The following is a 25,228-nucleotide window of genomic DNA, read 5'->3' on the forward strand; positions in this document are numbered from 1 at the left end:
CGCGCAAAAGAAAAGGCCCGCCAAAACTGGGCGGGCCTTCAAAGTCACAGGGGTGTTCTTGTCAGAGGCGGAAGCCGACGCGGACACCGACGGCCAGCGCGTCGTTGTCCTCGAACGTGCCGAGGTCGTCCGCCGTCACGTCGCCCAGATCGGTGTAGCTGATGCCGGCCGTGATCTTCATCCGGTCGCGCTCATACACGCCACCCAGGGTGTAGCCGATGCGGCCGTTGACCGGGGTCAGCGGCGTGGCGTCGTCGGCCGGACCCTCTTCCTCGTAGCTCACCGCGAAGGACATCGAGAAGTTGTCTGTCAGGCGGCGGCCCACGCCGAGCTGGTAGGCGAAGACGTTCTCTTCATAGGACGCGATCGCCGCGCCGGTATTCTCGGTGAACGCCTCGGGCGCCAGCTCGAACTCCTCGTAATCGGCATAGCGGATGCGGCCGAAGACCAGCGTGTTCGGCGCGACACCGGTCTGGAAGTCGAGGGTGAACGCATCGGGGAACTCGGTCACAGAGGTGCTCGCCTGGTCGGTGACCGCAACCGGCGCGCCGGTGCTGCCGATGAAGACGCCGTTCTCCACCGTGTCGTTCCGGTGCTCGACCTCGGAGTGATAGGTCAGCGCCACGCGCAGCGCGATCTCCGGCCGCTCATAGGCGACACCGGCGACGTAGCCGAAGCCGATATCCGGATCCGCATCGACGGTGTAGTCGGTGATGTTTGCCACGATACCGGGGATCGCCGCAGCCGGAACACCGGCCGCCGCAAGCCGTGCGGACGTCCCGGCACGCAGCTGCGCCGCTCCGACTGTCGCTTCGGCCTCGACGCGCTGCAGCTTCAGGCCGCCATAGACGGAGAAGCCGTTCGCCATGCGGTACCGCAGCAGGCCGGTCAGTGCCTGGGAGTTCAGGTCCGAAGAGGTGCCGTCGAAGATGCTACCCTCGTCGGGATAGGACGTGTCCGAACCGTAGGGCTGGTCGAGGATGAAGGCATAGGACCACTGGTCGTTGATGTCGGCTTTGTAGCCGCCGCTGTAGATCGTGTAGTCCTCCGGCCCATCGCCGGTTTCGTTGCCCTGCGGGTCCACGCCGTCCACGTTCGCGAAGATGCGGCCGACGCCGACTTCCACGTAACGGCCTTCCTCGAACAGAATGTTGATCGGTTGGCCGGAGCGGTCGAGGCCGGCGGCACCGGCGCTGGTCCCTGCGACCGCGACGGCAGCCGTCGCGCACATCAGCTTCGTGATGTTCTTCATGAGTTGTCCCCCCTTAGCGGGCCTATGCAGCGCCTTCTTGCGTGACGCTTTGGTGAAAGGTGAGGGGACTGTGCGAAGTGCGACAAATCCGGTCAATATCGGACGCCACGTCAACGCGGCCCCCTGGTTGAAATGTTGTTGCGCAAACACAATCGAAAACACCGCCCCGGTTACCCGGAGCGGTGCGCGTTCAACCACTGGTTTTAGGTGAAAACTACTTCGACATCGCGTCGAGGGAGGTCTGCAGGATCGCTTCGGCCTCGGCCTTGTCGCCCCAGCCGATGACCTTCACCCACTTGCCCGCTTCGAGGTCCTTGTAGTGCTCGAAGAAGTGCTTGATGCGCTCGCGCGTCTTCTCCGGCACGTCCGTAAGGTCCTGAATGCCGGCCTGGAACGGATCGACCTTCTCGACCGGGACGGCGATCAGCTTGTCGTCCATGCCGCCGTCGTCCTCCATCTTCAGCACGCCCACGGGGCGGCAGCGGATCACGGTGCCCGGCGCCAGCGCGAAATCGGTGAGGACCAGCACGTCGGTCGGGTCACCGTCCGCGTGCAGGGTGTTGGGCACGAAGCCGTAATTGCAGGGGTAGAACATCGGCGTGTTGACGATCCGGTCGACGAAGACGGCGCCGGAGTCCTTGTCGATCTCGTACTTCACCGGCGCCCCGCCGCCCGCGCCGCCCGTGATCTCGATGACCACGTTGATGTCCTTGGGCGGGTTCTTGCCGGCGGGGATCTTGTCGATGTTCATGTCGCGCTCTCCTGATGCGGTGCGGTTTCCGCGCGTCGCCTAGCATGGAGAGGGCGCACGGGGGAAGGGCGCTTGAATTCATGACCGACCGTACACATTTCCCGTTCATGACCGAGCGTACACAAATATCCGACGTCGATGAGGGCCGCCCCGGCCGCCCCCGCAGCTTCGAGGAGGGCGACGTGCTGGCCCGCGCGCTCGACACCTTCCGCGCGCATGGCTTCCACGCCACGACCTATCCGATGCTGGAGGAGGCGACGGGCCTGCACCGCCAGAGCCTGCGCTACGCCTTCGGCGACAAGGCCGCTCTGTTCGCCGCGGCGCTCAACGCCTATGCCACGCGGCGGTTGGCGGAGGTCGATGCGGCGCTCGCCGCGCCAGACACGGCGGAGGCGTTGCAGCGGCTCACCGCGATCTTCCGCCGGGACGCGGCCGATGCTGCCGCGCCCGGCTGCCTGCTGGTCCGCTCGCTGGCGGAGATGGACCTGCCGGACCCGCTCCGTGCGGCGGCGCGTGCGACCTCAGACAGGATCGAGGCGCGGATCGCCGACCGGCTCGGGGCAGGGCAGGCAGCGGGCGAGGTCCGCGCCGACCTGCCGTCCGCAGCGCTCGCCCGTCAGATCCTGTTGCTCGCCGACGGTGCCATGGTCCATGCCGCCGCCGGTGATCCGCCCGACGCGGCGCTTGCCGCCCTTCCCACCCTCGTTCTCACCAAAGGATCCCCGTCATGATTGCCTGGATTTTCCTCGGCATTGCAGCGCTCTTCGAGATCACCTTCGCCATGAGCATGAAGTATTCCGAAGGGTTCACCCGCCTCGCACCGACCCTGGTGACTGCGGTCGCCGTGATCCTCGGCATCACGTTCCTCACGCTCGCGATGAAGACGCTGCCGGTCAGCGTCGCCTACCCGATCTGGACCGGGGTGGGCACGCTCGGCACCGTGCTGCTCGGCTATCTGCTGTTGGGCGAGCAGATGACGGCGATGAAGCTCATCTCCATCTTCGCGATCGTGGCCGGCGTCGCGGGCCTCAAGATCTCGACTCTGTGACCGCCGGGCTCCGCAGGTTGAGGAAGTTGGCAACCAGGATCAGCGCACCCCCTGCGAGGATCGCCAGCGCGAAGGGTTCACCATAAAGCGCCCAGCCCACCACCGCCACCAGCGGCAGCCGCGCGAAGTCGAGCGGGGCGACCACCGAGGCGGGCGCGAGCATCAGCGCCCGCGTCAGGCAATAGTGTGCGGACAGCCCGCAGATCGAGACGAGCACGAGGAACGGCACTGCGCCCCGTACCGGTGCCGCGATGTCCCCATCGAAACCCGCGCAGACCAGGGCAAAGACCGTCTGCATCGCCGTCAGCCAGAACAGGATGCCGGTCGTCGTCTCCGTCTCCGACAACGCCTTGGTTGCGATGTAGCTGACGGCAAAGCCGATGGCGCAGAGGGCGGCGGCGATCACGCCGGGCTCCAGCTCCACGGCACCCGGGCGCGCCACCACCAGCACCCCGGCGAAGCCCAGCAGCACCGCGAGCCCCTTGCGCCAGGTCAGCGCCTCGCCCAGCAGCAGCGGAGCGGCCAGCGCGACCCAGAGCGGTGTGGTGAACTCCAGGGCCACGACCTGCGCCAGCGGAATGGTCGCGACGGCGAAGAACCACAGGTTCTGCCCGGTGAAATGTCCAACGTTCCGAACGAGATGCAGCCGGAACCGCGCGAACCGGATCTCCCCCAGATGCCCCGTCAGCCCGCCGAGGCCCAGCACGATGCCCACCCCGATGATCGAGCGGTAGAGCATCAGCTCGAACGTGTCGTGATCGGCCGCGATCTCCCGCCCCGCGACGGCCATCGCGGCGAAGGAGCATGTCGCGCCGATCATCCACAGGACGGCGCCGAGCCGCGCGCGGCCGGTCATGGCAATCTCCCGAAGCGAAACGGGCGCCCGGTGTGTCCGGACGCCCGATGAAACTGAACGGAGCCCGGATCAGGACGTGATGCCGAGATCCTGAAGCGCCTCCATGGTCAGGGCAGGCGTGTCGTAGCCGAGCTCGAGCTGGTAGGCCCGGATCGCGGAGCGCGTCTGCGGCCCCACCACGCCGTCGATGCCGCCATTGTAGAAGCCGCGGGTGCGCAATGCGCGCTGCACGTCGCGGACCAGCACGCGGGTATAGGCGGTGTCGCAGAGCACGTTGACCCAGACCTGATCGGCGGGCTGGACCTGCACCGGCTCCTCGACAGTGCGGAAGGTGGCGGGCACCTCGATCCGCTCGATCTGTTCGGGCCGGTCGACGACCCGGCGCTCCACATCACGGGTCACGGCGGGCACCACGACCTCGACCGTGCGCGCGGGCTCGACCACGACGCGGCGCGTGACCTCCCGCGTGACGGCGGGAATGGTGACGACGCGCGTGCTCTCGGCCCGGACCAGCTCCTGCCGGCGCACCGTCTCGAAGGTCGCGGGATACTCGACCAGCGTCTCGGTGGAGCCGCCCGCGAGCGTGCGGTTCCCGATCACCCGGCCGCCGTTGAAATTCGAACCCGTCGGCACGATGCGGCCCGACGGCTCCCACGCGCGGTAGGCGGGGCGGGAGGGGACCTGCTCGATCACTTCACGGAACTCGGCGGGGACGGTCACCGTCTCCTCCCGCGCGGGCTCGACCACCACGGTTTCGGTGACGGTGTCGTAGACGGCGGGGATGACCTCGACGCGGGTATAGGCCTCCTCGACCACCACGGGCACCGTTTCGGTGCGGTAGGTCGCCGGGATCACCTCGAACCGCTCGGTCGCTTCCTGGTCGACCACCTGGGTGAACCGCGTCTCGAACCGGGCCGGGCGGGTCGCCTGGGCGTAGCACTGGCCGGGCAGCGCATCGGGCGGGCCGTCGTTGAAATTGCCCTCGGCGGCGGCGAGCAGCGTGAGGTCGGTCGTCGCCACCGGCTGGGCGGCGCCCGGCTCCTCCACCCGCTCGGGCAGGCGCGTATCGCCCAGCCCGCAGGCGCTCAGTCCGAGGCCCGCAGCCGTCGCCAGAAGCAAAACTCGTATCGTCATTGGGTCGGTCGATCCTCGTCCTTCGCGGCGGGCCTGCAGGTCGGCGGTGCGGCACGCGTCTCGTTTTCCAGTTGGCAGCACCGGGCGGAGGCCGGTCCGGCGGCTCATTGAGAGCCGACCTCCTGCCCGTTGATGATGGCGCGGTTCTGCGTCCGGTCGTTGAGGTCGATCACCCGGATCTCGCCGTCTTGGGGTGGATCGCTGCGCGGCAGGACCAGGTCGACATTGCACCCGCTCAGCACGAAGACCGCCCCGGTGAAAAGCAGAGATATGCTGCGCATGCCGGCCCCTTCCGCGCCGCTGTTGAACACTTGGCCCTGAAACTGTCACAGCTTGGGCACATCGCAAAGGGGTCGTGCCGCCCCATCGGCGGGAAACGGCCGAGCGTGGCGGAAAAGCGACGACATTCCGGGCGCTTAGCACAACTTGCAGATGTATCGCTGGAGAGAGGATCGGTGGTGAGCCCGACAGGATTCGAACCTGTGACCTACTGATTAAAAGTCAGCTGCTCTACCAACTGAGCTACGGGCCCGACCGATGCGCGGCTTCTACCGACGGTCTTTGGAGGGGTCAAGGGCCCTTTTCGAACAAAGACCTGCCATGACGTGGAGGCATGGCTGACCCTATGGTCAACCCGTCCGGCCCGGCGTATATCGCGCGCATGGACAACGCCGTACAGGACCTGCCGTTCCTCAAGATGCACGGGGCGGGCAACGATTTCGTCGTGATCGACGCGCGCCGTGGCGTGCGCGCGCCCACGGCGGCGGAAGTGCGCGCGATCGGCGATCGGCACCGCGGCGTGGGCTTCGACCAGCTTGCGGTGATCGGGCCGGGGCAGGAGGCGGACGCAGACCTCACCTTCTGGAATGCCGACGGGTCGCTCAGCGACGCGTGCGGCAACGCGACCCGCTGTGTCGCCTCCCTGCTGATGGACGAGGCGGGGGCCGAGCGCATCGCCCTGCGCACCGGCCGCGGCGTGCTGGAGGGCGTGCGCGACGCGGGCGTCGTCTCCGTCAACATGGGGCCGCCGGTGCTCAACTGGCGCGAGATCCCGTTGGCCGAGGACGTCGACCTCGACGCATTGCCCATCGAGGGCGCGCCTTCCGCGGTCGGCATGGGCAATCCGCACTGCGTCTTCTTCGTGGAGGATGCCGCGGCCGTGGACCTGCCCACCTTCGGCCCGACCATCGAGCATCACCCGCTCTACCCCCAGCGCACCAATGTCGAGATCGTGCAGGTGCTCGACCGTCAGACCCTGCGCCAGCGCACCTGGGAGCGCGGCGCGGGCGAGACGCTCGCCTGCGGCTCCGGCGCCTGCGCGGTCGCCGTCGCCGCCTCCCGTCGGGGACTGGCCGAGCGCCGGGTCTCGATCCGGCTCGACGGCGGCACGCTCGGCCTCGACTGGCGGGACGACGGCGTCTGGATGAGCGGCCCGGTCGCCCACGTCTTCTCCGGCACCTTTACCGCGAGTTTCCTGGAGGGCGCGGTATGAGCGCCCCGGTCTTCACCAATTTCGGCTGCCGTCTCAACATGTACGAGACCGAGGCGATGAAGGAGCTCGCCGCTCAGGCTGGCCTGCGCGACGCCGTCGTCGTCAACACCTGCGCCGTGACCGCGGAGGCCGTGCGCAAGTCGCAGCAGGCCATCCGCCGCCTTAAGCGCGACAACCCGCAGGCGCAGGTCATCGTGACGGGTTGCGCCGCGCAGACGGAGCCCGAAACCTTCGCCGGAATGGACGAAGTCGCCCGCGTCGTCGGCAACCTCGAAAAGATGCAGGCGGAGACGTGGGAGGGCATCGCGCAGGGCCCCGATTTCATCGGTCAGACCGAGCGCGTACAGGTCAACGACATCATGTCCGCGACCGAAACGGCGGGTCACCTGATCGACGGCTTCGGCACCCGGTCGCGCGCCTACGTGCAGGTCCAGAACGGCTGCGACCACCGCTGCACGTTCTGCATCATCCCCTACGGCCGCGGCAATTCCCGCTCCGTCCCCGCGGGCGTGGTGGTGGAACAGATCCAGCGGCTCGTCGACAAGGGCTACAACGAGGTCGTGCTGACCGGCGTCGATCTCACGAGCTGGGGCGCCGACCTGCCGGGCGAGCCGCGCCTCGGAGATCTGGTGCGGCGGATCCTGAAGCTGACGAGCGTGCCGCGCCTGCGCATCTCCTCCATCGACTCGATCGAGGCGGACCCGGCGCTGGTCGAGGCCATCGCGACCGAGCCGCGCCTGATGCCGCACCTGCACCTGTCCTTGCAGGCGGGCGATGACATGATCCTGAAGCGGATGAAGCGCCGGCATCTGCGCGACGACGCTATCCGCTTCTGCGCGGAGATGCGCGCGGCCCGCCCCGACATCGTCTACGGCGCCGACATCATCGCGGGCTTTCCGACAGAGACCGACGCGATGTTCGAGAACTCCCTGCGGCTGGTGGAGGAGTGCGGGCTCACCTGGCTCCACGTCTTTCCCTATTCCCCGCGCCCCGGCACCCCCGCCGCGCGGATGCCGCAGGTCGCGAAGGCTGCGATCAAGGAGCGTGCCGCCCGCCTGCGCACCGCCGGGGACGATGCCGTCGCCCGCCACCTCGCAGCGCAGGTAAACCGCACCCACCGCGTCCTGACCGAAGCGCCCGACATGGGTCGGACGGAAGGCTTCACCGAGGTCGCCTTCGCCTCCCCGCAGCCCGTGGGCGAGATCGTCGAGACGACGATCACCGGCACCCAGGGCCAGCGCCTCGCCGCCTGAGCGGCCACCCGGCAGGACCGTCGCTTGCGTATTTGCCGGAAAGATGAAGGCGGGAACCGCGCCCCGCCTTCATCTGTCTTCAAGTATCCAAGATACGACGCCCGCTGCAGGCGCAGGCCTCAGACCTGCAGGAAACGCACGTCGCGGCTGAACGGCATCCGGCGCAGTCTCTGCCCGGTTGCGTCATGGATCGCGTTGGCGAGGGCCGGGGCTGCCGGCGGCGTCGCCACCTCGCCCGCGCCGCCCATCTTGTCCGCGGTCTGCAGCAGGTCGATCTCGAACTCCGGCGACTGGCCCATGGACATGAACGTGTAGTCCCAGAAGTTCTCCTGCACCACGCGGCCATCGGCGAAGTTGATCTCCTGTCCCAGCGCCTGGGAGAAGCCGAAGATCGCGCCCGAGATGATCTGGTCGCGGAAGTTGCGCGGGTCCATCACGGTGCCGGGGTCGGCGGCGACCCAGACCTTCTCGATCCGGATGTCCTCGGTCGCGTCCACCTGCACGACCATCGCGACCCAGGAGCCGAAGGAGAGCATGTGCGCGATGCCGCGGCCCTTGCCCTCGGGCAGGGGCTCGCCCCAGCCCGCCATCTCCGCCACCCGCTCGAGGCAGGCGCGCGCCGGGGCGAGGCGGTCGTCGTCGCCCATCATGGCGAGGCGGAAGGCGAGGGGGTCCATGCCCGCGGCCTCCGCCATCTCGTCCATGAAGCCTTCGTGGAAGAAGCCGTTATAGCTGTTGCCGACCGCTCGCCAGAACCCGACCGGGATCGCGAGGTCCGCCACATGGGCCGAGACCCGGTGGTTCTCGATCGCGACCGGCTGGTTGTAGGCGCCGTCGGTGATCGTCTTGTCCGGCCCCATGGCCGAGAGGTTGGGATAGGTCCGCGCGATCACGCTCGCCATGATCGAGGGGGCGGCGATCTTCATCTCCACCGCCGTCGCAGCGCCCCCCTCCGGCACCACGGCGCGGAAGCGGCCGAGCGCGGCGGGCCGGTAGGTGTCGTGGCGCATGTCCTCTTCCCGGCTCCACGTCACCTTGATCGGCCGCCCGTCCGCATGCTGGGCGAGGGCCGCGGCATAGAGCGGATAGTCCACCTCGCCACGCCGCCCGAAGCCGCCGCCGAGGTGGAGCTGGTTCACCGTGACCTGCTCGTATTCGAGGCCGAGCATCGCGGCACAGCGCCCCGCCACGATCCCCGGCGCCTGGGTGCCGAGCCAGAGCTCCAGCCCCTGATCGGTGATCTGCGCCGTCGCGTTCATCGGCTCCATCGTCGCGTGGGCGAGGTAGGGCACGCCGTATTCCGCCTCGACCAAATTGCCTTGCGGATCGGCGAAGGCGGCGTCCACGTCGCCCTTGTCCATCAGCGCGTGATCCGCATCGGCCTGGATCGCCTCGACCAGCCGCGCGTCGATCCCCTCGTCATCGGGCGGGTAGGGGGCGGCGCCCCACTCGACCTCGAGCGCGCGGGCGCCTTCGAAGGCCGCCCAGGTGTGATCCGCGATGATGCCGAAGCCGCGGCCGGTCTGCGTCTCGATTGCCACCACGTCGCGCACGCCGGGCACGGCGCGGGCCGCGTCCATGTTCACGCTGAGTGCGGGCGCGCCGAAGCGGGGCGAGATCACGACCGTGCCGTGCAGCATGTCGGGCAGTTCGACGTCGATGCCGAAGATCGGGGCGCCCGTCACCTTCTCCCCAATCTCCACGCGGGGTTGCGAGCGGCCGAGCACCCGCCATTCGGAGGCGGGCTTCAGCGCGGGCGTATCCACCTCGACCGTGGCGGCGGCGAGCGCCAGCTCGCCATAGCTCGCCGTGCGCTCGTTGGCGGTGTCGATCACGCTGCCATTCTCCGCCCGCAGGCTGGAGGGGGCGACACCCCATCGCTCCGCCGCCGCGGCGATCAGCGCCGCGCGGGCCATGGCCCCGGCCTCGCGCATCCGCACGTAGCCATCGATGACCGAAGACGAGCCGCCCGTCACCTGCATGCCGAAGAGCTTGCCCACGACGCGCATCGTCTCCCGCTGGGCCTGCGCGGCGAAGCCGTCCTCGAAATGCGGGGGCATCGCGCCCTCGGCCAGCATGGCGGAGTTGTAGTAGACCGGCGCGTTCGGCCCGACCTCCGCCCGCACCGCGGCGAGCGAGACGTTGAGCTCCTCGGCCACCATCGCGGCGAGCGTGGTGTGGATGCCCTGACCCATCTCGGCGCGCGGGGTGATGACGGTGATGGTCCCGTCCTCCGCGATCTTCACGAAGGGGTTGAAGACGCCTTCGCCCTCGGCCGCCTCCAGAGGATTGTCGTAGGGGCGGTTGTAGTACCAGACGCCGAAGGCGACCCCGCCGACGGCAGCGGTGCCGAGGCCCAGGAACGTGCGGCGGACGATCTTGCCGATACCCATGGTTCAGCCCTCCTGCCCGGATGCGGTCTTGATGGCGGCGCGGATGCGGGGATAGGTCCCGCAGCGGCAGAGGTTCGTCATGGCCAGATCGATATCCTCGTCCGTGGGCCGCGGCGTCTGCTCCAACAGCGCCACGGCGGCGAGGATCTGGCCCGACTGGCAATATCCGCATTGCGGCACGTTGTGCTCGATCCAGGCCTCCTGCACCCGGTGCAGCACGTCGCCCTGCGCGATCCCCTCGATCGTCGTCACCTCGCCCTCGACGGCGGAGGCGGGGTAGGAGCAGGAGCGGACCGGCTCCCCGTCCACCAGCACCGTGCACGACCCGCAGGCCGCCACACCGCAGCCGAATTTCGGTCCCTTGATGTCCAGGAGGTCGCGCAGCACCCACAGGAGCGGCATATCCTCGGGCGCCTCGACCTCGTAGTCGGCCCCGTTGATCGTGAGTAGCATGGCGCGGTCCTTCCCCTCGGCATTCGATATTCAATACGAAAGTACGAAGCTCGGTCAGTCAATGTCAATAAGAGACCGACGTTCCGTTATTTGTCTTGCGAAACGGTCGCAGCAACGCTAGCTAGGATAGCATGACGAAGATGTTTCAGCGTGCCCGCTCGCCCGAACACAAGGAAGTCCGTCGCCGGATGATCCTCGACGCCGCCGCGCGCGTGCTCGAACGCGACGGTTTCAACGGAACCAGTCTCAACGCCATCGCGCAGGAGGCCGGCGTCGTCAAATCCGGGCTCTACCGCTACTTCGAGAGTCGGGAGGAGATCCTGCTCGAGCTTTTGGTCGCGGATGTGCAGGATCTTTGCAATGCGTTCGAACAGCGCATCGACGGGCAGAGCTCCGTCTCCCACGTCGCCGACGTGATGGCCGAGTGCTTCATCGAACGCCCGCAGCTCTGCCTGCTGACCTCGCGCATGGCCTCGGTGCTGGAGCACAACATCACCGGCGACACGATCCGCGGCATGAAGCGGCGGCTGAACGCGTGCTCCGCCCAGGTGGCCGACTCGCTCTGCCGCGCCATCCCGCACTGGCAGCCGGAGGAGGCGCATCGCGGCCTCATGATGCTCTACATGATGATCGCGGGCCTCTACCCGATGACCCATCCGCCGGAGCATGTGGCGGTGGTACTGCGCGAGCCCGAATTCTGCGACAACGTCCCGGATTTCGAGCCCACGGTGCGGTTCGCCGCGCAGGCCATGCTGCGCGGCATCGAGAACATCGCGCAGGAACGCCGCGCGGTCCTCTGACCTCGTTCAGGAGGCGGGGCGCAGTGGGCCCGTCGCGATCTGACGGCAGCGGCGATCGTATTCGCGCTGCATCGCGATCTCTTCGCCCTTGTTGAGGGCCACGTCGCCCTCGGCGTCGCCCATCAGCGCCGATGGCGGGATCAGCACCAGGAACACGCCGACCGCGTCTGCCGCCTGGGCGGAGCGCTGACGCGAGACCGCATCGGCCAGTTCCAGTGAGTTGCGGTTCATCTCGTTCACAAGAATATCGCAGCTCAGGCTCGAATATTCGCTGGACGAGACTGCGACCGGCGCAATGGAGGATGGCGATTTCGCGCAGGCCGACAGGACCGCCACGGCGGCGACGGCCAGTACAATCTTCTTCATGATGAGTGAAACCCCACGTTTCGTTGTCTTCGGCGGGTTGTCCGACCACCCCAAATTGGCTGAACAACCTCTGGTTATATGAAGAGTGCCGAGATCAACTGAATAGAACTGATCCGATACTGTTCTCTTTCCGGATGGCGTTTTGTTAACCTTTCGTCAACAAAGGTTAACGTTCAAATTTGATCTATTTTGTGAGATGGCCGTCCGCACCGCGGCGACGGGGCATTGCACGGCTACAATACCGGCGTTGACCGCTGCCCCGTCAGGACGCGAAGGATAGGTCCGCACAGGACAGGACCTTCGCGCGATGCACCCGAACCCGACCTTCCGCAAAGCCGAGCGCGCGCAGAACATCGATTTCGCGCGCCGCCGCGGCTTCGGCACGCTCAGTGTGAACGGCCCCAACGGGCCGCTGGCCGCCCATGTGCCGTTCCTCCTCGACGCGGACGGGACGGTGGCGGAGGCGCATCTCGCCCGCTCCAACCCGATCCTGCGGGCCGCGGGTCCTGCGCTCCTCGCCGTGACGGGGCCAGACGGCTACATCTCGCCCGACTGGTACGGCGCCGACGACCAGGTGCCGACCTGGAACTACGTCGCCGTCCACCTGCGCGGCCGGCTGGACGTGCTGGAGCCCGACGTCCTGCGCCCGCATCTCGACGCGCTCTCGGCACGGCACGAAACCCCGCTCGACAAGCGGCCCTGGACCATGGCGAAGATGACGCCGGACGTCGCGACCCGCATGATGCGGATGATCGTGCCTGTCCGCCTGCATATCGACGCGGTGGAGGGCACCTGGAAGCTCAACCAGAACAAGAAGGCGGCGCACCGCCTCGCCGCCGCGGACGCGGTCGAGACTGGCCACGGCACGGAACTCCGCCATCTTGCCGCGTGGATGCGCGACCCGCCCGCCTGAGAGGAGACGGCCCATGCAGCTCTACGACAACCCCGCCTCACCCTATTGCCGCAAGGTCCGGATCCTGGCCGAGATCGCCGGGTGCAATGCCGCGCTCGAGGCGATCGACGCCGCCGGCAACGCGGTGGAGACCGGCACCATGCCGCTCGCCGTCAACCCGCTCGGCAAGATCCCGTGCCTCGTGCGCAAGGACGGTCCGGCACTCTACGACAGCCGGGTGATCTGCGAATATCTCGACGACCTGTGGGGCACGAACATGTACCCCGCCGCCCGCCGCTGGGACGTGAAGGTGCTGGAGGCGACGGCGGACGGCGTCATGGATGCCGCTCTCCTGATCATCTACGAGGGCCGTGTCCGGCCCGACGAGATGCAGTCCGCCCCCTGGATGGACGGGCAGAAGGCGAAGGTCTTCCGCGCGCTCGACGTCCTCGAAGGCCGCTGGATGGCGCATCTCGCGGGGCCTGTGGACATGGGGCAGATCGCGCTCGGCGCCGCCTTGGGCTATCTCGACTTCCGTGGGCCCGTGGGTGAATGGCGCGGCGAACGGCCCGCGCTGGCCGCCTGGTTCGAGGGCTTCGCCGCGCGTCCCGAGATGACGGCCACCGCGCCCTGAGCGCGCAGGCGCTGGCCCGCCGCCGGAACCGGCCCATCTCCCGCCCAAACGGGAGACACGCCATGGATCATGTTGCAGAAGCCGCGGCCCGCGCCGCCCGCCAGCTCGCCGAAGCGCGGGCGGCGGTGGATGCGGAGTTCGGACAGGGCCACGCGGCCGCGGCCCCGGAGCTGGTCGCCGCCATGGTTCAGGCCGCGGCGATCCACACCGCGGTGCTCGCCGGCAAGGCCGCGAGCGAGGAGACGAACCGCACGCTCCTGCAACTCAAACCCCGGCTCTTCGGCTGACCCAAGACCTTTCGCCCGAGAGGTCTTTGCAGAATTCTCGTCCGAGAATTCCTGGCCTCCGGCGGGGATACTTGGACAAGGAGGAAGGCGGGCGTTTCCCATCGGAACGCGAGGTGGGCGCAAACGGTGCGTCTCGTGTCGGGAACCGCGTTTCGCACCGCGCGGCGGAGTGATTAAGTCTCGGGCAGAGCGAGGATGCCCATGACCGACACCATCACCTTCACCCTCGACGGCGAGACCGTGACCGCCGCCCCCGGCCAGACGATCTGGGAGGTGGCGCATGGCCGGGGCCTCGCGATCCCGCATCTCTGCCACCGGCCCGAGCCGGGCTATCGCTCGGACGGCAACTGCCGCGCGTGCATGGTGGAGATTGAGGGGGAGCGGACGCTCGCCGCCTCCTGCATCCGCGAGCCGTCCGAGGGCATGGTCGTGAACACGGCGACGGAGCGGGCGGAGACGGCGCGGCGCGGGGTGATCGAACTGCTCCTCGCCGATCAACCGGAGGAGGCGCGGGACGCGTCCTCCCACCTCCGCGACATGGCTGCGGTGCAGGGGGTGCGCGAGAGTCGCTATCCGGCGATCGAGCGGGCGCGGGTGCCGCTCATTGACGACAGCCACGTGGCGATGTCGGTCAATCTCGACGCCTGCATCCACTGCAACCTCTGCGTCCGCGCCTGCCGCGAGGTGCAGGTCAACGACGTGATCGGCATGGCCGGGCGCGGCCACGACGCGAAGATCGTCTTCGATTTCGACGACCCGATGGGGGCGAGCTCCTGCGTGGCCTGCGGCGAGTGCGTGCAGGCCTGTCCCACCGGCGCGCTGATGCCGGCCGAGGTCACCGACAGCGCCCGTTACGACCGCGAGGTGAAGTCGGTTTGTCCTTACTGCGGAGTAGGTTGCCAGCTTTCGCTCAAAGTGAAGGATGACAAGGTGGTCTGGGTCGACGGCGCCGATGGCCCGGCCAACGAGAACCGGCTCTGCGTGAAGGGACGGTTCGGCTTCGACTACATCGCGCATCCGCATCGCCTGACCCGGCCGCTGATCCGGCGGGAGGGCGCTGCGAAGGGGCTGAACGTCGATCCGGCGAACCCGCTCGCAACCTTCCGCGAAGCGACGTGGGAGGAGGCGATGGACGCCGCCGCCTACGGCCTGAAAACGCTGGGAGGTCAACGGGTTGCGGGCTTCGGCTCGGCCAAGTGCTCGAACGAGGAAGCGTATCTCTTCCAGAAGCTGATCCGGCAGGGCTTCGGCCACAACAATGTCGATCACTGCACGCGGCTCTGCCATGCGAGCTCGGTGGCGGCGCTGATGGAGAATGTCGGGTCCGGCGCTGTCACCGCGACGTTCAACGAGATCGAGAATGCCGACGTCGCCATCGTCATCGGTGCAAATCCCGTGGAAAACCATCCGGTTGCGGCCACGTACTTCAAGCAGTTTGCGAAGCGCGGCGGCACACTGATCGTCATGGATCCGCGGGGGCAGGCGCTGAAGCGGCACGCGACCCACATGCTCCAGTTCAAGCCGGGCGCGGACGTGGCGATGCTCAACGCGATCATGCATGTGATCGTGGAGGAGGAGCTCTACGACCGCCAGTATGTTGCTGGAATGACGGAGAATTTCGAGGCGATGAAGGCGCATCTCGCGGGCTTCCCGCCCGAGGAGATGGCGGCCCATTGCGGGATCGAGGCGGAAACGCTGCGGGCGGTGGCGCGGGACTTCGCGACCGCGCGGGCGGGCATGATCTTCTGGGGCATGGGTGTCAGCCAACACGTTCACGGCACGGACAATTCGCGCTGTCTGATCAGTCTGGCGCTGATGTGCGGTCACGTCGGTCGGCCGGGGACCGGGCTGCATCCGCTGCGCGGGCAGAACAACGTGCAGGGCGCCTCGGACGCGGGGCTGATCCCGATGTTCCTGCCGGATTATCAGAGCGTGACCGACGATGGCGTGCGCTCGGCCTTTTCGGAGATCTGGGGGAGTGGCGGCTTCTCGGACCAGAAGGGGTTAACTGTTACAGAAATTCTCGATGCCGTGCATTCCGGTAACATTAACGGAATGTATATCCTGGGCGAGAACCCGGCGATGTCCGACCCCGATGTGGAGCACGCGCGGGCAGCTCTCGCCAAGCTCGATCATCTCGTCGTGCAGGACATCTTCCTGACCGAGACGGCGAACTACGCGGATGTCATCCTGCCCGCCGCCGCCTGGGCGGAGAAGTCGGGAACCGTCACCAACACCAACCGCCAGGTCCAGATGGGCCGCCCCGCCGTGCCGCCGCCGGGCGAGGCGCGGGAGGACTGGTGGATCACGGTGGAGCTCGCCAAACGGCTCGGTCTCGGCTGGGATTATGCCGGGCCGTACGAGGTCTTCGCCGAGATGAAGAAGGGCATGAAAAGCCTCGACAATATCACCTGGGAGCGGCTGGAGGCCGAGGATGCGGTGACCTATCCGGTCAAGGGCCCGGATGTGCCGGGCGAGGCCGTGGTCTTCGGCGACGGCTTCCCGCGGGACGGCGGCCGCGCGCGCTTCACCCCCGCGGAGATCGTGCCGCCCGATGAGGTGCCGGACGCGGAATACCCGATGGTGCTGACCACGGGGCGGCAGCTCGAACACTGGCATACGGGTGCGATGACCCGGCGGGCGAGCGTGCTCGATGCGGTGGAGCCCGAGGCGAACTGCTCGCTCCACCCCGCCACCCTGCGACGGCTCGGTGTCGAGGCGGGCGGCACGGTGCGGCTGGTGACGCGCCGCGGCGCGGTGGAGGTGATGGCGCGAGCCGACCGAGCCGTCTCGCCGGACATGGTGTTCCTGCCCTTCGCCTTCGTCGAGGCGGCGGCGAACGTGCTGACCAACCCGGCGCTCGATCCTTACGGCAAGATCCCGGAGTTCAAGTTCGCCGCCTGCCGCGTGGAGGCGGTGCCGCTGGCGGCGGAATAGGACGCCGCTCCGGGCGGGGATTTCCTCAGAAAGATGAAGCGGATGCGGCGCTTTCCGCATCCCCGGTCCCGCTTACCGACTCCATGGCATCGGCCCATGAGAACTCGGAGCCCGCTCCGGCTCCTGCCGCGCTCGCGTTTACCGGCGGCAGGATGCGGCTGAGGCCCGTCGAAGGGGTGGAGCGGATGCGGCAGTCGCCGCCTGCGGCCAGCGCCGGTTCGCCCTCTGGGATGTCCTGGAGCACGATGAGCGTGCGGCCGTCCGTCGTCTCCACCGTGTATTCCACGCCCAGCGTCTGGGAGCCGTTGAAGGTGCGGCTCAGCGCGCCACCGGCCGAGCTGCCGGACTGGCCGAGACCCACGAGGCCGCCGGCCATGCCGCCGACGGTCGAGGCGATGCGGGTGAGGCCGTTTTCCTCCGGCGCGATCTCGGCCTCGGTCACTTCGAGGATCGTGCAGGGCTCGATCGTGCTCGTCTGACCGGCGCGCGGCCGGGTGTCGGGGGCGCTGGCGGTCGGCGTGGGGACCGGCACCGGGACGGTGCAGGCACTCAGGGCAATGGCGGACAGAAGCAGTGTGGCGCGCATCGGCGGGTTCTCCCGATCTGGTTGTCGGGGGACTACGCGCAGGTGTGCGGTGGGGTTCAAGCGCCTCGGGATCAATCCGGCGTGTGGCCCTCGGCGGGGTCTTGCCGACCGGGGCCGCGGCGGCCGGTGCTCATCTCGCGCTTGCGGCCGTAGCCGGGGCGCTTCGTGACGGTGAAGCCCGCGGCGGTGAGCGCGCGGCGGACGGCGCCTGCACTGGTGTAGGTGGCGAAGGTGCCGGCGGGCGCGGTGTGGCGCCCGACCTCAGCCATCAGCGCCTTGGACCAGAGCTCCGGATTGCGCGCCGGGGCGAAGCCGTCGAGGAACCAGGCGTCGGCGAGGCCGTCCCAGCGGGGCAGGGTCGCGCGCGCATCGCCGATGATGAGCTCGACGGAAACGGGGCCGAGCTGGAACCGGCCGCCCTCGGGGCGGTAGGCGGCGAGCAGGGCCTCGGCTTGGGGTGCGAGGCCCGGGAAGCGGGCGGCGGCGCGGGCCATGTCGTCGCGAGCGAGCGGAAACGCCTCGAAGCTGGTGAAGCGGATCGGGCAGGGGGCCTCCGCCGCCAGAGCCATCAGGTTGAGCCCGGTGCCGAAGCCGAGCTCGGCGACGTGGAAGCCGGGCGTGAGACGCGCCAGCAGGTCGTTGCCCGCGAGGAAGACATGCCGCGTCTCCGCCCATCCATCCTCGACCGAGTAGTAGGGATCGTCGAAGCGGGCGGAGACCGGCGTGCCGTTCTCCCGCCACAGAATTAGGTCGCTATCGCTCATGGCACGGTGTCTAAGGGGTCGATGGGGCGAGGTACAGGGATGAGCGAGCGGGCGGAAATCCTGGTGATCGGGGCGGGCGTGTTCGGCCTGTGGACGGCGCTGCGTGCGCGACAGGCCGGGCATGACGTGCTGGTCGTCGAAGCGGGGCCCGCGCCGGGGCATGGGGCGAGCGGTGGCCTGGTCGGGGCGCTGGCGCCTCACATGCCGGAACGGTGGAACGCGAAGAAGCAGTTCCAGCTCGAGGCTCTGCTGGCGCTCGGCCCCGCGCTGGCGGAGGTCGAGCGGCTCTCGGGGCTGCCCACGGGCTACGGCCGGATCGGGCGGCTGGTGCCGCTGGCGACGGAGGCCGCGCGGATGCGCGCCGGGGAGCGGGCGGTGGAGGCGGCCGAGCGCTGGGGGGATGCCGCGCGGCTGGAGGTGCTGCCGGGCGACGCCTATCCGCGCTGGCTGAGTGTCGAGGCCGCGCCGCAGGGCATCGCCTACGACACGCTGACCGGGCGGCTGAACCCGGCGGCGACCTGCGCGGCGTTGGCCGGGGCCTTCCTGGCGCTCGGCGGACGGCTGGAGGTGGCGCGGCCCGTGACGGAGGTGGCGCCGGGGCGGGTCGAGACGTCCTCCGGTCCGATCCTCGCCGAGCGGATCGTGGTCGCCGCCGGGGTCGCCGGCTTCGACCTTCTCGCACCTCTCGTAGGCGAGGTCGCGGGGCGCGGCGAGAAGGGGCAGGCGCTGCTTCTGGAGATGGAGGCGCCGGACCTGCCGCTGCTCTATGCGGACGGGCTCTACGTGATCCCGCATGCGACGGGCGGCGTGGCGGTGGGGGCGACCAGCGAGCGGGACTACGACGATCCGCGCGGCACGGATGCGCAGCTCGACGCGGTGCTGGAGCGGGCGCGCACGGTCTGCCCGCGGCTCGGCGTGGGCCGCGTCGTGGCCCGGTGGGCTGGGGAGCGGCCGCGGGCCAACGGGCGGGACCCGATGGTAGGCGCCGTGCCGGGCGGACCGGGGGTGTTTGCCGCGATGGGCGGCTTCAAGATTGGCTTCGGGTTGGGCGAGAAGGTGGGCGCGATGCTCGCGCGGGAGCTCGCGGGCGAGGATGTCGGCTGGCCCGAGAGTTTCCGGGTCGAGGCGCATCTGGGCCTCTGACGGGATTTGCGTATTTGAACGAAAGATGAAGGGTCAGGTCGCCTCGGCGGTCATGGCGAGGCGGCCGTCGGCGGCGCGGATCCAGAGGTGGAGGGCGCCGTCGCGATGCTCCGCGCAGGTCTCGAAAGGTTCGCCTGCGGTGACGGGGGAGCGGGCGCGGAAGGTGAAGGTCGTGAGGCCGACCAGAGTTCGTTCGGCGCGCAGGGCGAGGAGTTGAGCGAGGAGGGGGCCGTGGACGACGAGGCCCGGGTAGCCCTCCACCTGTCGCGCGTAATCGGCGTCGTAGTGGATGCGGTGGCCGTTGAAGGTGAGCGCGGAGTAGCGGAAGAGGAGCGTGGGGTCGGCGCTTTGCGGCTCCGGTTCTATGCGCTCGCAGGGCTGCGGGGCGGCCGCAGGCGCGTCGTCGGGGCGGTAGACGAGGTCCTGCTCCTCGGTCACGCAAAGGGTGCCGTCCTGCTCGAACCGGTGCTCCAGCGTGACGAAGGCGAGGGCGCCGGAGCGGCCGGCCTTTTCGGCGATGTTCGTGATCGTGGTGGTCTTGCGGGCCGGCAGGCCGGTGCGCAGAGGGGCCGTGAAGGTGAGGCGTCCACCCGCCCACATCCGGCGCGGCAGGCCGAGATCGGGGATGAAGCCGCCGGTCGCCGGGTGCCCGTCGCGGCCAAGGGCGGCGGGGCGTTCGGCCTGCCAGAAGTAGATCTGGTGGGCGAAGGGGGGCAGGGTGTCGCCGCCCTCCGGCAGGTCGAGCGCGGCGCGCAGGGCGGCGAGGCGGGCGGGGTCGATCACCTCCTCCCGCGTCTCGGAGCGCCCGAGGGCGGGGTGGGTCACGTCGCGTGCTCCGTCTCGCCGGTGATCTGCTGGTAGCGCAGGCGGGCGGTTTCCTCGAGGGCGGCGCGCCGCAGATGCTCGCGCATGGACTCCTCGATGAAGCCCAGATGCTCCTCGAGCGCGGTGCGCGCACCGACCGGGTCGCGGGCGAGGATCGCGTCGCGGATGGCGCGGTGGTGGCCGAGTAGGGTTGCGCGGGTGTCACGGACGCCGAAGAGGAGCTGGCGGTTGTAGAACACGCCCTTTTTCAGCAGCTCGAACATCGAGCGCATCATGTGGAGCATGACGACGTTGTGCGCCGCCTCCACGATGGCCATGTGAAACTCGGCGTCGAGGGCGGCCTCGTCATCGGGGTTGCGCTTGGGATGCGCGGCCTCCATCCGCCGGAACACCGCGTCGATCACGTCGAGATCGGTGGGGGTGGCGTAGCGGGCGGCGCGTTCGGCGGCGAGCCCTTCGAGGTCGCGGCGGAACGCGAGGTAGTCGAAGAACGCCTCGTCATGGCTGGCGAAAAGCGCGATGAGCGGTGGGGCGAAGGCGGATCCGAGGACTTCTGCTACGAAGGCGCCGCTGCCAGGGCGCGTGACGATCAGGCCCCGCTCCTCCAGATCGGCGAGCGCCTCGCGCAAGCTGGGGCGGGAGGCGCCGAGGCGGGCGGCAAGTTCCCGCTCCGCCGGCAGGCGCTCCCCGGGGCGCAGGACGCCGCGCAGAATCAGCGCCTCGATCTGGCGGGTGATGGCGTCTGCGACCCGTTCGGGCTCGATCTTCTGAAAAGGCATTGCGGGCTTTCGCGGTTCTTGAATTGGTCAGATTCTAGAACCGCATGGCCGCGCCCGCAACCGGCGGAGTGGTCAGGCCGCGGCCTTGATGAGGCCGGAGCCGAGGCCCTGGATCGCCGCACTCACCCGGTCGTTCACGCCGAGCTTCTGGTAGATGCGCCGCATGTAGGCGTCCACCGTGTAGCTGGAGATCGCGAGGATCTCCGCGATCGCACTGTTCGACTTGCCGCGCGCGACCCAGTAGAGGACCTCACGTTCGCGCCCCGACAGGGCGGCGGCCGGCACGGTGTCGACCTCGCAATAGCGGTGGTGGGCGAGCTGGCAGACCCACTGGAGCTGCCGCACGGCACCGCGCGACAAGGCCGGCTTGCTGTCGCCGAAGCCGAGGCCGAAATAGCCGCTGCGTCCGTTCGGGCCGAAGACCTGCACGGCGAGGCCGTTGCCCTGCCGAGCCTCGGCGAGGAGCTCGATGTAGTCCTCCTCCGCCTGGGTGAGCTCGCGCAGTTCCACGATCTCCGACCACAGGAACGGCACGGAGCGCCCGATCGCCGTCATGGGAATCGGATCGACCAGCCAGAGGCGGCTGCTGTGATAGCGGCGGACCCAATCCTCCGAAAATCCGTTGGTGCGGATCTGCGGCGGCTGGTCCGTCGTCGCCCAATAGAGCGGCATCACGTGGTAACTGATCCGGTTAAAGGGCGAGCCGTCAAAAAGATCGACCACAACACGCCAGACCGCATCCGTGGTGTCGCAGACTTCTAGATCGCTAATAAAAACGTCGGTCGTCGTCTCGTCGAAGCGAAACATTCTGACTTCCTTCCTGGGCTTTTGCCCGCTGCATCAACAACTCACAAAAAGGGTCTCGGTTCCACGGAGTGGAAAAGCCGTTCTAAGTCAGGGACCTGCACGGTTGGCGGCCTTTGGCCAGCCGATGCCGCTTGCGTCGCGGAGCCGGGTGACGCAGAGTAGGCTGACTCTTATAGAAGACTCTGGAGGCGTGGCAGCATGGCACAGGCAGAGGTCGATCTGACCCCCGTCGTCGCCGATGAGGTGAAGTACACCACCTGCTACATGTGCGCCTGCCGGTGCGGGATTCGCGTGCACCTGAAAGGCAGCGCGATCAGGTACATAGACGGCAATCCCGACCACCCCGTGAACAAGGGCGTGCTCTGTGCCAAGGGCTCCGCCGGGCTGATGAACCACTACAGCCAGGCGCGGTTGTCGAAGCCGCTGAAGCGCGTCGGCCCCCGCGGCTCGGGCGAGTTCGAGGAGATCGAGTGGGACGAGGCGCTCGCACTCGCCACCGACTGGCTGGGCGAGGTGCGGCAAAAGGACCCGAAGAAGCTCGCCTTCTTCACGGGACGCGATCAAAGTCAAAGCCTTACGGGGTGGTGGGCCGCGCAGTTCGGCACCATCAACTTCGCGGCGCATGGCGGCTTCTGCTCGGTGAACATGGCGGCCGCCGGGCTCTACACCTTGGGCGGCGCGTTCTGGGAGTTCGGGGAGCCGGACTGGGACCGGACCGAATACTTCCTGATGTTCGGCGTGGCGGAGGATCACGACAGCAACCCGATCAAGACGGGGCTCGGCAAGATCAAGACGCGCGGGGCGAAGTTCGTCAGCGTGAACCCGTGTCGCACAGGCTACTCCGCGATTGCCGATGAATGGGTGCCGATCCGGCCGGGGACGGACGGACTGTTGGTGTTCTCCCTGATCCGGGAGCTGCTGCTGGCCGAGAAGGTCGATTGGGAGTTCCTGGTCCGCTACACCAACGCGCACTGGCTGGTGATCGACGCACCGGGCGACGCGGATCACGGGCTGTTCGCGCGGGAAGATGGGGCGCCGCTCTGCCTCACCCGCGGCGGGGTCGAGCCCTGCGCGCCGGGCGTCGAGCCGGTGCTGACCGGGCGGGCGGAGTTGGCGGATGGGCGGACCTCGGTACCGGCCTTCGAGCTTTTCGCGCGGCGCTTTCTCTCTGACGAGTATGCCCCTGAGAAGGTGGCTGAAACCTGCGGCGTGGAGCCTGCGCAGATCCGCCGGATCGCCGCCGAACTCGCCGAAGCGGCGTTTGAGAAGGAGATCACCCTCGACGTCGCGTGGGAGGATTGGACGGGTCGCAAGCACGACACGATCACCGGCCGGCCGGTGTCGATGCACGCGATGCGCGGGATCTCGGCTCATGCCAACGGCTTTCACACCTGCCGGGCGATCCATCTGTTGCAGATGATCCTCGGCTCTGTCGACTGCCCCGGCGGCTGGCGGATGAAGGCGCCCTATCCCAAGCCCGCGCCGCCGGGTCCGAAACCGGCGCGGCCCGCGCGGGCTGGGGAGCCGCTGGCGGGCATGCCGCTGGGCAATCCCACAGGGCCGGAGGATCTGCTGGTCGATAGCGCGGGCGAGCCGCTGCGCATCGACAAGGCCTATTCCTGGGAGCATCCGCTCAGCTCGCACGGGCTGATGCACATGGTGATGCACAATGCCTGGGCTGGCGATCCGTACCCCGTTGACGTGCTTTTCATGTACATGGCGAACATGGGCTGGAACTCGGCGATGAACCCGGGTGCGGCCATGACGTACCTGACGGACAAGGATGAAAACGGGGAGTATCGCATCCCGAAGGTGATCTACTCCGACGCCTTCTGGTCGGAGACGGTGCCTTACGCCGACCTCGTCCTGCCCGACACGACCTATCTGGAGCGGTGGGACTGCATCTCGCTGCTCGACCGGCCGATCTCCTCGGCGGAGGGGGCGGCGGACGCGATCCGGCATCCGGTGGTGGAGCCCGACCGCGACGTGCGGCCGTTCCAGACCGTGCTGCTCGACCTCGGCGCGCGGCTCGGCCTGCCGGGGATGGTGACGCCGGACGGCGCGCCGCAATATCCCGGCGGCTATCCCGATTACATCGTCAACCACGAACGGGGCGCGGCGCTGGGGCCGCTCGCCGGGTGGCGTGGCAATGGCGAGGATCACGGGCGGGGCGCGCCGAACCCCAACCAGCTGGACCGCTATATCGAGAATGGCGGCTTCTGGCAGGAGCATCTGCCGCTGGAGGCGCAGTTCAACAAGGCGCACAACGCGGCCTACCTCGCGCATGCGGCGCGGATGGGGTTCATCCCGGAAGCAGCACCCATTCCATACCAGCTCTACTCGGAGGTGCTGCAACGCTTCCGCCTCGCCGCTGATCAGGCGCCGGAGCGGCATCGCGAGCGGGTGCGCACCTATTTCGATCCGCTGCCGATCTGGTATGCGCCGGAGGAGGCGGAGGGCGATTACCCGCTCCACGCGCTGACCCAGCGGCCGATGCACATGTACCACTCCTGGGGTTCGCAGAACGTGTGGCTGCGCCAGATCACGGCGCAGAACCGGCTGTTTATTCACCGCGACCTCGCGGCAGAGATCGGGGTCGGGGACGAGGACTGGGTGAAGGTGACGAGCCCCGATGGCGAACTGAAATGCCAGGTGAAGCTGGTGACCGGCGTGAACCGCGACACGGTCTGGACCTGGAACGCGATCGGCAAGCGGAAGGGGGCGTGGGGGCTGTCGCAGGGTGCGCCGGAGGCGGAAAAAGGGTTCCTGCTCAACCACGTGATCAGCGAACTTCTCCCGCCGCGTGAAGGCGGGCAACGGTATTCGAACTCCGACCCGGTCACGGGGCAGGCCGCGTGGTTCGACTTGCGCGTGCGGATCGAGAAATGCGCGCCGGGCCTTTCGCCGACCTTCGAGCCGATGGAGCATCCGGCGAAGATGCCCGATCCCTCGGGCCACGGGGCCAAGGTCGTGCCGACCGAGAGCGTGGGCGAGGCGGTGCCGTTCCGCGAATGGCTGTCCACGAAGGAGCGGTTCGAATGACCTCGCTGCCCGAGAAAACCGAAAAAAAGCTGGGCCTGGTCATCGACCTCGACATCTGCGTCGGCTGTCATGCCTGTGCCGTGAACTGCAAGGAGTGGAACGAGGGCGGGCATTCGGGCCCGCTGACCGATCTGCTCGCCACGGGGGACGACCCGTCGGGTGTGTGGTTCAACCGCATCCACTCCTTCGAGACGGAGGACGCGGTCGGCCAGCGCACGGTGCATTTCCCGAAGTCCTGCCTGCATTGCGACGACGCGCCCTGCGTCACCGTCTGCCCCACGGGCGCGAGCTATAAACGGGCGGAGGACGGGATCGTTCTGGTCAATGCGGAGACCTGCATCGGCTGCAAGCTCTGCTCCTGGGCCTGCCCCTATGGCGCGCGGGAATATGACGAGGGGGAGGGCGTGATGAAGAAATGCACGCTCTGCATCGACCGGATCTACAATCCGAACCTGCCCGAGGACGCCCGCGTCCCGGCCTGCGTCAACACCTGCCCGGCGGGTGCGCGGCATTTCGGCGATCTGGGCGATCCCGAAAGCGGCGTGTCGAAGCTGGTGGCCGAGCGGGGCGGTTACGACCTGATGCCGGAGCAGGGCACGAAGCCGGTCAACAAGTACCTGCCGCCGCGCCCGCGCACCGTGGCCGAGGCGAAGCTGGAGCCGGTGGTCGAGGGCGAGGCGGGCTTTTTCGCGCGGCTGGTCGACCGGGTGCTCAGCGCATGAGCGTCGCTTGCG

General features: G+C 68.4%; 25 protein-coding genes and 1 tRNA gene. 12 read left to right on the plus strand and 14 right to left on the minus strand.

All coding sequences use genetic code 11. From position 1 onward, the window contains the following. Positions 1 to 61: 61 nt before the first annotated feature. Both I0K15_RS19025 and ppa read right to left on the minus strand, forming a co-directional pair. The gene (locus I0K15_RS19025) at positions 62 to 1,252 is read right to left on the minus strand and encodes an OmpP1/FadL family transporter (protein WP_196103052.1); all 1,191 of its coding nucleotides are present in this window, start codon (positions 1,250 to 1,252) and stop codon (positions 62 to 64) included. A gap of 214 nt (positions 1,253 to 1,466) precedes the next feature. Continuing rightward, positions 1,467 to 2,003 carry an inorganic diphosphatase gene (gene ppa, locus I0K15_RS19030; protein ID WP_196103053.1) on the minus strand — a complete coding sequence of 179 codons (537 nt, stop codon included), beginning with the start codon at positions 2,001 to 2,003 and terminating at the stop codon, positions 1,467 to 1,469. 80 nt (positions 2,004 to 2,083) lie between these two features. Between ppa and I0K15_RS19035 the strand changes: the two genes are divergently transcribed. Continuing rightward, positions 2,084 to 2,734 carry a TetR/AcrR family transcriptional regulator gene (locus tag I0K15_RS19035; protein ID WP_196103054.1) on the plus strand — a complete coding sequence of 217 codons (651 nt, stop codon included), beginning with the start codon at positions 2,084 to 2,086 and terminating at the stop codon, positions 2,732 to 2,734. After that, a complete protein-coding gene (locus tag I0K15_RS19040; RefSeq protein ID WP_277882904.1) occupies positions 2,731 to 3,051 on the plus strand; it encodes a DMT family transporter in 321 nt (106 codons plus the stop codon). The genes I0K15_RS19035 and I0K15_RS19040 overlap by 4 nt, the downstream gene beginning before the upstream one ends. Here I0K15_RS19040 and I0K15_RS19045 read toward each other — a convergent pair. From I0K15_RS19045 to I0K15_RS19060, 4 genes are all read right to left on the minus strand, one after another. Continuing rightward, on the minus strand, positions 3,032 to 3,907 hold the full coding sequence (locus I0K15_RS19045; RefSeq protein ID WP_196103055.1) for a DMT family transporter: 876 nt from the start codon (positions 3,905 to 3,907) through the stop codon (positions 3,032 to 3,034). The genes I0K15_RS19040 and I0K15_RS19045 overlap by 20 nt on opposite strands. A gap of 69 nt (positions 3,908 to 3,976) precedes the next feature. Continuing rightward, on the minus strand, positions 3,977 to 5,041 hold the full coding sequence (locus tag I0K15_RS19050) for a peptidoglycan-binding domain-containing protein (protein ID WP_196103056.1): 1,065 nt from the start codon (positions 5,039 to 5,041) through the stop codon (positions 3,977 to 3,979). A gap of 104 nt (positions 5,042 to 5,145) precedes the next feature. Further along, a complete protein-coding gene (locus I0K15_RS19055; RefSeq protein ID WP_196103057.1) occupies positions 5,146 to 5,322 on the minus strand; it encodes a lipoprotein in 177 nt (58 codons plus the stop codon). 175 nt (positions 5,323 to 5,497) lie between these two features. Then, positions 5,498 to 5,573, minus strand: a tRNA-Lys gene (locus tag I0K15_RS19060). Positions 5,574 to 5,702: 129 nt separating this feature from the next. Between I0K15_RS19060 and dapF the strand changes: the two genes are divergently transcribed. Together dapF and mtaB are read left to right on the plus strand one after the other, a co-directional pair. Continuing rightward, entirely contained in the window at positions 5,703 to 6,533 is an 831-nt protein-coding gene (gene dapF, locus I0K15_RS19065; RefSeq protein WP_196105533.1) for a diaminopimelate epimerase, read from the plus strand. Further along, positions 6,530 to 7,786 carry a tRNA (N(6)-L-threonylcarbamoyladenosine(37)-C(2))-methylthiotransferase MtaB gene (gene mtaB, locus I0K15_RS19070; RefSeq protein WP_196103058.1) on the plus strand — a complete coding sequence of 419 codons (1,257 nt, stop codon included), beginning with the start codon at positions 6,530 to 6,532 and terminating at the stop codon, positions 7,784 to 7,786. Before dapF ends, mtaB begins: the two co-directional genes overlap by 4 nt. Before the next feature lie 119 nt (positions 7,787 to 7,905). Here the strand turns inward: mtaB and I0K15_RS19075 are convergent, their stop codons facing one another. Together I0K15_RS19075 and I0K15_RS19080 are read right to left on the minus strand one after the other, a co-directional pair. Beyond that, positions 7,906 to 10,179, minus strand: coding sequence for a xanthine dehydrogenase family protein molybdopterin-binding subunit (locus I0K15_RS19075; protein WP_196103059.1), 2,274 nt, complete (start codon positions 10,177 to 10,179; stop codon positions 7,906 to 7,908). Positions 10,180 to 10,182: 3 nt separating this feature from the next. Continuing rightward, on the minus strand, positions 10,183 to 10,632 hold the full coding sequence (locus I0K15_RS19080) for a (2Fe-2S)-binding protein (RefSeq protein ID WP_196103060.1): 450 nt from the start codon (positions 10,630 to 10,632) through the stop codon (positions 10,183 to 10,185). A gap of 131 nt (positions 10,633 to 10,763) precedes the next feature. Here I0K15_RS19080 and I0K15_RS19085 point away from each other — a divergent pair, with 131 nt between their 5' ends. Further along, positions 10,764 to 11,432 (plus strand): TetR/AcrR family transcriptional regulator, encoded by a 669-nt coding sequence (locus I0K15_RS19085; protein WP_196103061.1) that lies wholly within the window; start codon positions 10,764 to 10,766, stop codon positions 11,430 to 11,432. A gap of 6 nt (positions 11,433 to 11,438) precedes the next feature. Here the strand turns inward: I0K15_RS19085 and I0K15_RS19090 are convergent, their stop codons facing one another. Then, complete coding sequence (locus tag I0K15_RS19090; RefSeq protein WP_196103062.1) at positions 11,439 to 11,798, minus strand: hypothetical protein; 360 nt, start codon at positions 11,796 to 11,798, stop codon at positions 11,439 to 11,441. Between the two features lie 307 nt (positions 11,799 to 12,105). On the opposite strand from I0K15_RS19090, the gene I0K15_RS19095 reads away from it, so the two are divergent. The 4 genes from I0K15_RS19095 (at position 12,106) to fdhF (ending at position 16,548) form a co-directional block, all read left to right on the plus strand. Next, the gene (locus I0K15_RS19095; RefSeq protein WP_196103063.1) at positions 12,106 to 12,711 is read left to right on the plus strand and encodes an FMN-binding negative transcriptional regulator; all 606 of its coding nucleotides are present in this window, start codon (positions 12,106 to 12,108) and stop codon (positions 12,709 to 12,711) included. A gap of 13 nt (positions 12,712 to 12,724) precedes the next feature. Next, positions 12,725 to 13,324 carry a glutathione S-transferase family protein gene (locus I0K15_RS19100; RefSeq protein ID WP_196103064.1) on the plus strand — a complete coding sequence of 200 codons (600 nt, stop codon included), beginning with the start codon at positions 12,725 to 12,727 and terminating at the stop codon, positions 13,322 to 13,324. A 62-nt stretch (positions 13,325 to 13,386) separates the two neighbouring features. Then, on the plus strand, positions 13,387 to 13,611 hold the full coding sequence (locus I0K15_RS19105; protein ID WP_196103065.1) for a hypothetical protein: 225 nt from the start codon (positions 13,387 to 13,389) through the stop codon (positions 13,609 to 13,611). A 201-nt stretch (positions 13,612 to 13,812) separates the two neighbouring features. Then, positions 13,813 to 16,548, plus strand: a complete 2,736-nt coding sequence (gene fdhF / locus I0K15_RS19110; protein WP_196103066.1) for a formate dehydrogenase subunit alpha — start codon at positions 13,813 to 13,815, stop codon at positions 16,546 to 16,548. 25 nt (positions 16,549 to 16,573) lie between these two features. Here fdhF and I0K15_RS19115 read toward each other — a convergent pair whose 3' ends face one another. Further along, complete coding sequence (locus tag I0K15_RS19115) at positions 16,574 to 17,134, minus strand: hypothetical protein (RefSeq protein WP_196103067.1); 561 nt, start codon at positions 17,132 to 17,134, stop codon at positions 16,574 to 16,576. A 71-nt stretch (positions 17,135 to 17,205) separates the two neighbouring features. Continuing rightward, the gene (gene mnmC2 / locus I0K15_RS19120) at positions 17,206 to 17,898 is read right to left on the minus strand and encodes a tRNA (5-methylaminomethyl-2-thiouridine)(34)-methyltransferase MnmC2 (protein WP_196103068.1); all 693 of its coding nucleotides are present in this window, start codon (positions 17,896 to 17,898) and stop codon (positions 17,206 to 17,208) included. Positions 17,899 to 17,937: 39 nt separating this feature from the next. Here mnmC2 and I0K15_RS19125 point away from each other — a divergent pair, with 39 nt between their 5' ends. Continuing rightward, a complete protein-coding gene (locus I0K15_RS19125) occupies positions 17,938 to 19,041 on the plus strand; it encodes an NAD(P)/FAD-dependent oxidoreductase (protein ID WP_196103069.1) in 1,104 nt (367 codons plus the stop codon). Between the two features lie 33 nt (positions 19,042 to 19,074). Here the strand turns inward: I0K15_RS19125 and I0K15_RS19130 are convergent, their stop codons facing one another. From I0K15_RS19130 to I0K15_RS19140, 3 genes are all read right to left on the minus strand, one after another. Continuing rightward, the gene (locus I0K15_RS19130) at positions 19,075 to 19,866 is read right to left on the minus strand and encodes an HTD2 family dehydratase (protein WP_196103070.1); all 792 of its coding nucleotides are present in this window, start codon (positions 19,864 to 19,866) and stop codon (positions 19,075 to 19,077) included. Then, positions 19,863 to 20,645 carry an FCD domain-containing protein gene (locus I0K15_RS19135; RefSeq protein WP_196103071.1) on the minus strand — a complete coding sequence of 261 codons (783 nt, stop codon included), beginning with the start codon at positions 20,643 to 20,645 and terminating at the stop codon, positions 19,863 to 19,865. Before I0K15_RS19135 ends, I0K15_RS19130 begins: the two co-directional genes overlap by 4 nt. 72 nt (positions 20,646 to 20,717) lie before the next feature. Further along, positions 20,718 to 21,452, minus strand: a complete 735-nt coding sequence (locus tag I0K15_RS19140; RefSeq protein WP_196103072.1) for a helix-turn-helix transcriptional regulator — start codon at positions 21,450 to 21,452, stop codon at positions 20,718 to 20,720. A 198-nt stretch (positions 21,453 to 21,650) separates the two neighbouring features. Between I0K15_RS19140 and I0K15_RS19145 the strand changes: the two genes are divergently transcribed. Both I0K15_RS19145 and I0K15_RS19150 read left to right on the plus strand, forming a co-directional pair. Further along, positions 21,651 to 24,494, plus strand: a complete 2,844-nt coding sequence (locus tag I0K15_RS19145; protein ID WP_196103073.1) for a molybdopterin oxidoreductase family protein — start codon at positions 21,651 to 21,653, stop codon at positions 24,492 to 24,494. Further along, positions 24,491 to 25,216, plus strand: a complete 726-nt coding sequence (locus I0K15_RS19150) for a 4Fe-4S dicluster domain-containing protein (protein ID WP_196103074.1) — start codon at positions 24,491 to 24,493, stop codon at positions 25,214 to 25,216. The genes I0K15_RS19145 and I0K15_RS19150 overlap by 4 nt, the downstream gene beginning before the upstream one ends. Positions 25,217 to 25,228 lie beyond the last annotated feature (12 nt).

The sequence above is a fragment of the Pontivivens ytuae genome (assembly GCF_015679265.1).
GTDB lineage: Bacteria > Pseudomonadota > Alphaproteobacteria > Rhodobacterales > Rhodobacteraceae > Pontivivens > Pontivivens ytuae.

Bases quoted from the DNA above. Each gene is read 5' to 3' on its own strand.
- I0K15_RS19080 (WP_196103060.1), bottom strand. From the start codon at position 10,632: ATGCTACTCACGATCAACGGGGCCGACTACGAGGTCGAGGCGCCCGAG.
- I0K15_RS19050 (WP_196103056.1), bottom strand. From the start codon at position 5,041: ATGACGATACGAGTTTTGCTTCTGGCGACGGCTGCGGGCCTCGGACTG.
- I0K15_RS19100 (WP_196103064.1), top strand. From the start codon at position 12,725: ATGCAGCTCTACGACAACCCCGCCTCACCCTATTGCCGCAAGGTCCGG.
- I0K15_RS19090 (WP_196103062.1), bottom strand. From the start codon at position 11,798: ATGAAGAAGATTGTACTGGCCGTCGCCGCCGTGGCGGTCCTGTCGGCC.
- I0K15_RS19040 (WP_277882904.1), top strand. From the start codon at position 2,731: ATGATTGCCTGGATTTTCCTCGGCATTGCAGCGCTCTTCGAGATCACC.
- I0K15_RS19105 (WP_196103065.1), top strand. From the start codon at position 13,387: ATGGATCATGTTGCAGAAGCCGCGGCCCGCGCCGCCCGCCAGCTCGCC.
- fdhF (WP_196103066.1), top strand. From the start codon at position 13,813: ATGACCGACACCATCACCTTCACCCTCGACGGCGAGACCGTGACCGCC.
- mtaB (WP_196103058.1), top strand. From the start codon at position 6,530: ATGAGCGCCCCGGTCTTCACCAATTTCGGCTGCCGTCTCAACATGTAC.
- I0K15_RS19145 (WP_196103073.1), top strand. From the start codon at position 21,651: ATGGCACAGGCAGAGGTCGATCTGACCCCCGTCGTCGCCGATGAGGTG.
- dapF (WP_196105533.1), top strand. From the start codon at position 5,703: ATGGACAACGCCGTACAGGACCTGCCGTTCCTCAAGATGCACGGGGCG.
- mnmC2 (WP_196103068.1), bottom strand. From the start codon at position 17,898: ATGAGCGATAGCGACCTAATTCTGTGGCGGGAGAACGGCACGCCGGTC.
- I0K15_RS19085 (WP_196103061.1), top strand. From the start codon at position 10,764: ATGACGAAGATGTTTCAGCGTGCCCGCTCGCCCGAACACAAGGAAGTC.
- ppa (WP_196103053.1), bottom strand. From the start codon at position 2,003: ATGAACATCGACAAGATCCCCGCCGGCAAGAACCCGCCCAAGGACATC.
- I0K15_RS19035 (WP_196103054.1), top strand. From the start codon at position 2,084: ATGACCGACCGTACACATTTCCCGTTCATGACCGAGCGTACACAAATA.
- I0K15_RS19140 (WP_196103072.1), bottom strand. From the start codon at position 21,452: ATGTTTCGCTTCGACGAGACGACGACCGACGTTTTTATTAGCGATCTA.
- I0K15_RS19025 (WP_196103052.1), bottom strand. From the start codon at position 1,252: ATGAAGAACATCACGAAGCTGATGTGCGCGACGGCTGCCGTCGCGGTC.
- I0K15_RS19055 (WP_196103057.1), bottom strand. From the start codon at position 5,322: ATGCGCAGCATATCTCTGCTTTTCACCGGGGCGGTCTTCGTGCTGAGC.
- I0K15_RS19150 (WP_196103074.1), top strand. From the start codon at position 24,491: ATGACCTCGCTGCCCGAGAAAACCGAAAAAAAGCTGGGCCTGGTCATC.
- I0K15_RS19045 (WP_196103055.1), bottom strand. From the start codon at position 3,907: ATGACCGGCCGCGCGCGGCTCGGCGCCGTCCTGTGGATGATCGGCGCG.
- I0K15_RS19095 (WP_196103063.1), top strand. From the start codon at position 12,106: ATGCACCCGAACCCGACCTTCCGCAAAGCCGAGCGCGCGCAGAACATC.
- I0K15_RS19115 (WP_196103067.1), bottom strand. From the start codon at position 17,134: ATGCGCGCCACACTGCTTCTGTCCGCCATTGCCCTGAGTGCCTGCACC.
- I0K15_RS19125 (WP_196103069.1), top strand. From the start codon at position 17,938: ATGAGCGAGCGGGCGGAAATCCTGGTGATCGGGGCGGGCGTGTTCGGC.
- I0K15_RS19075 (WP_196103059.1), bottom strand. From the start codon at position 10,179: ATGGGTATCGGCAAGATCGTCCGCCGCACGTTCCTGGGCCTCGGCACC.
- I0K15_RS19135 (WP_196103071.1), bottom strand. From the start codon at position 20,645: ATGCCTTTTCAGAAGATCGAGCCCGAACGGGTCGCAGACGCCATCACC.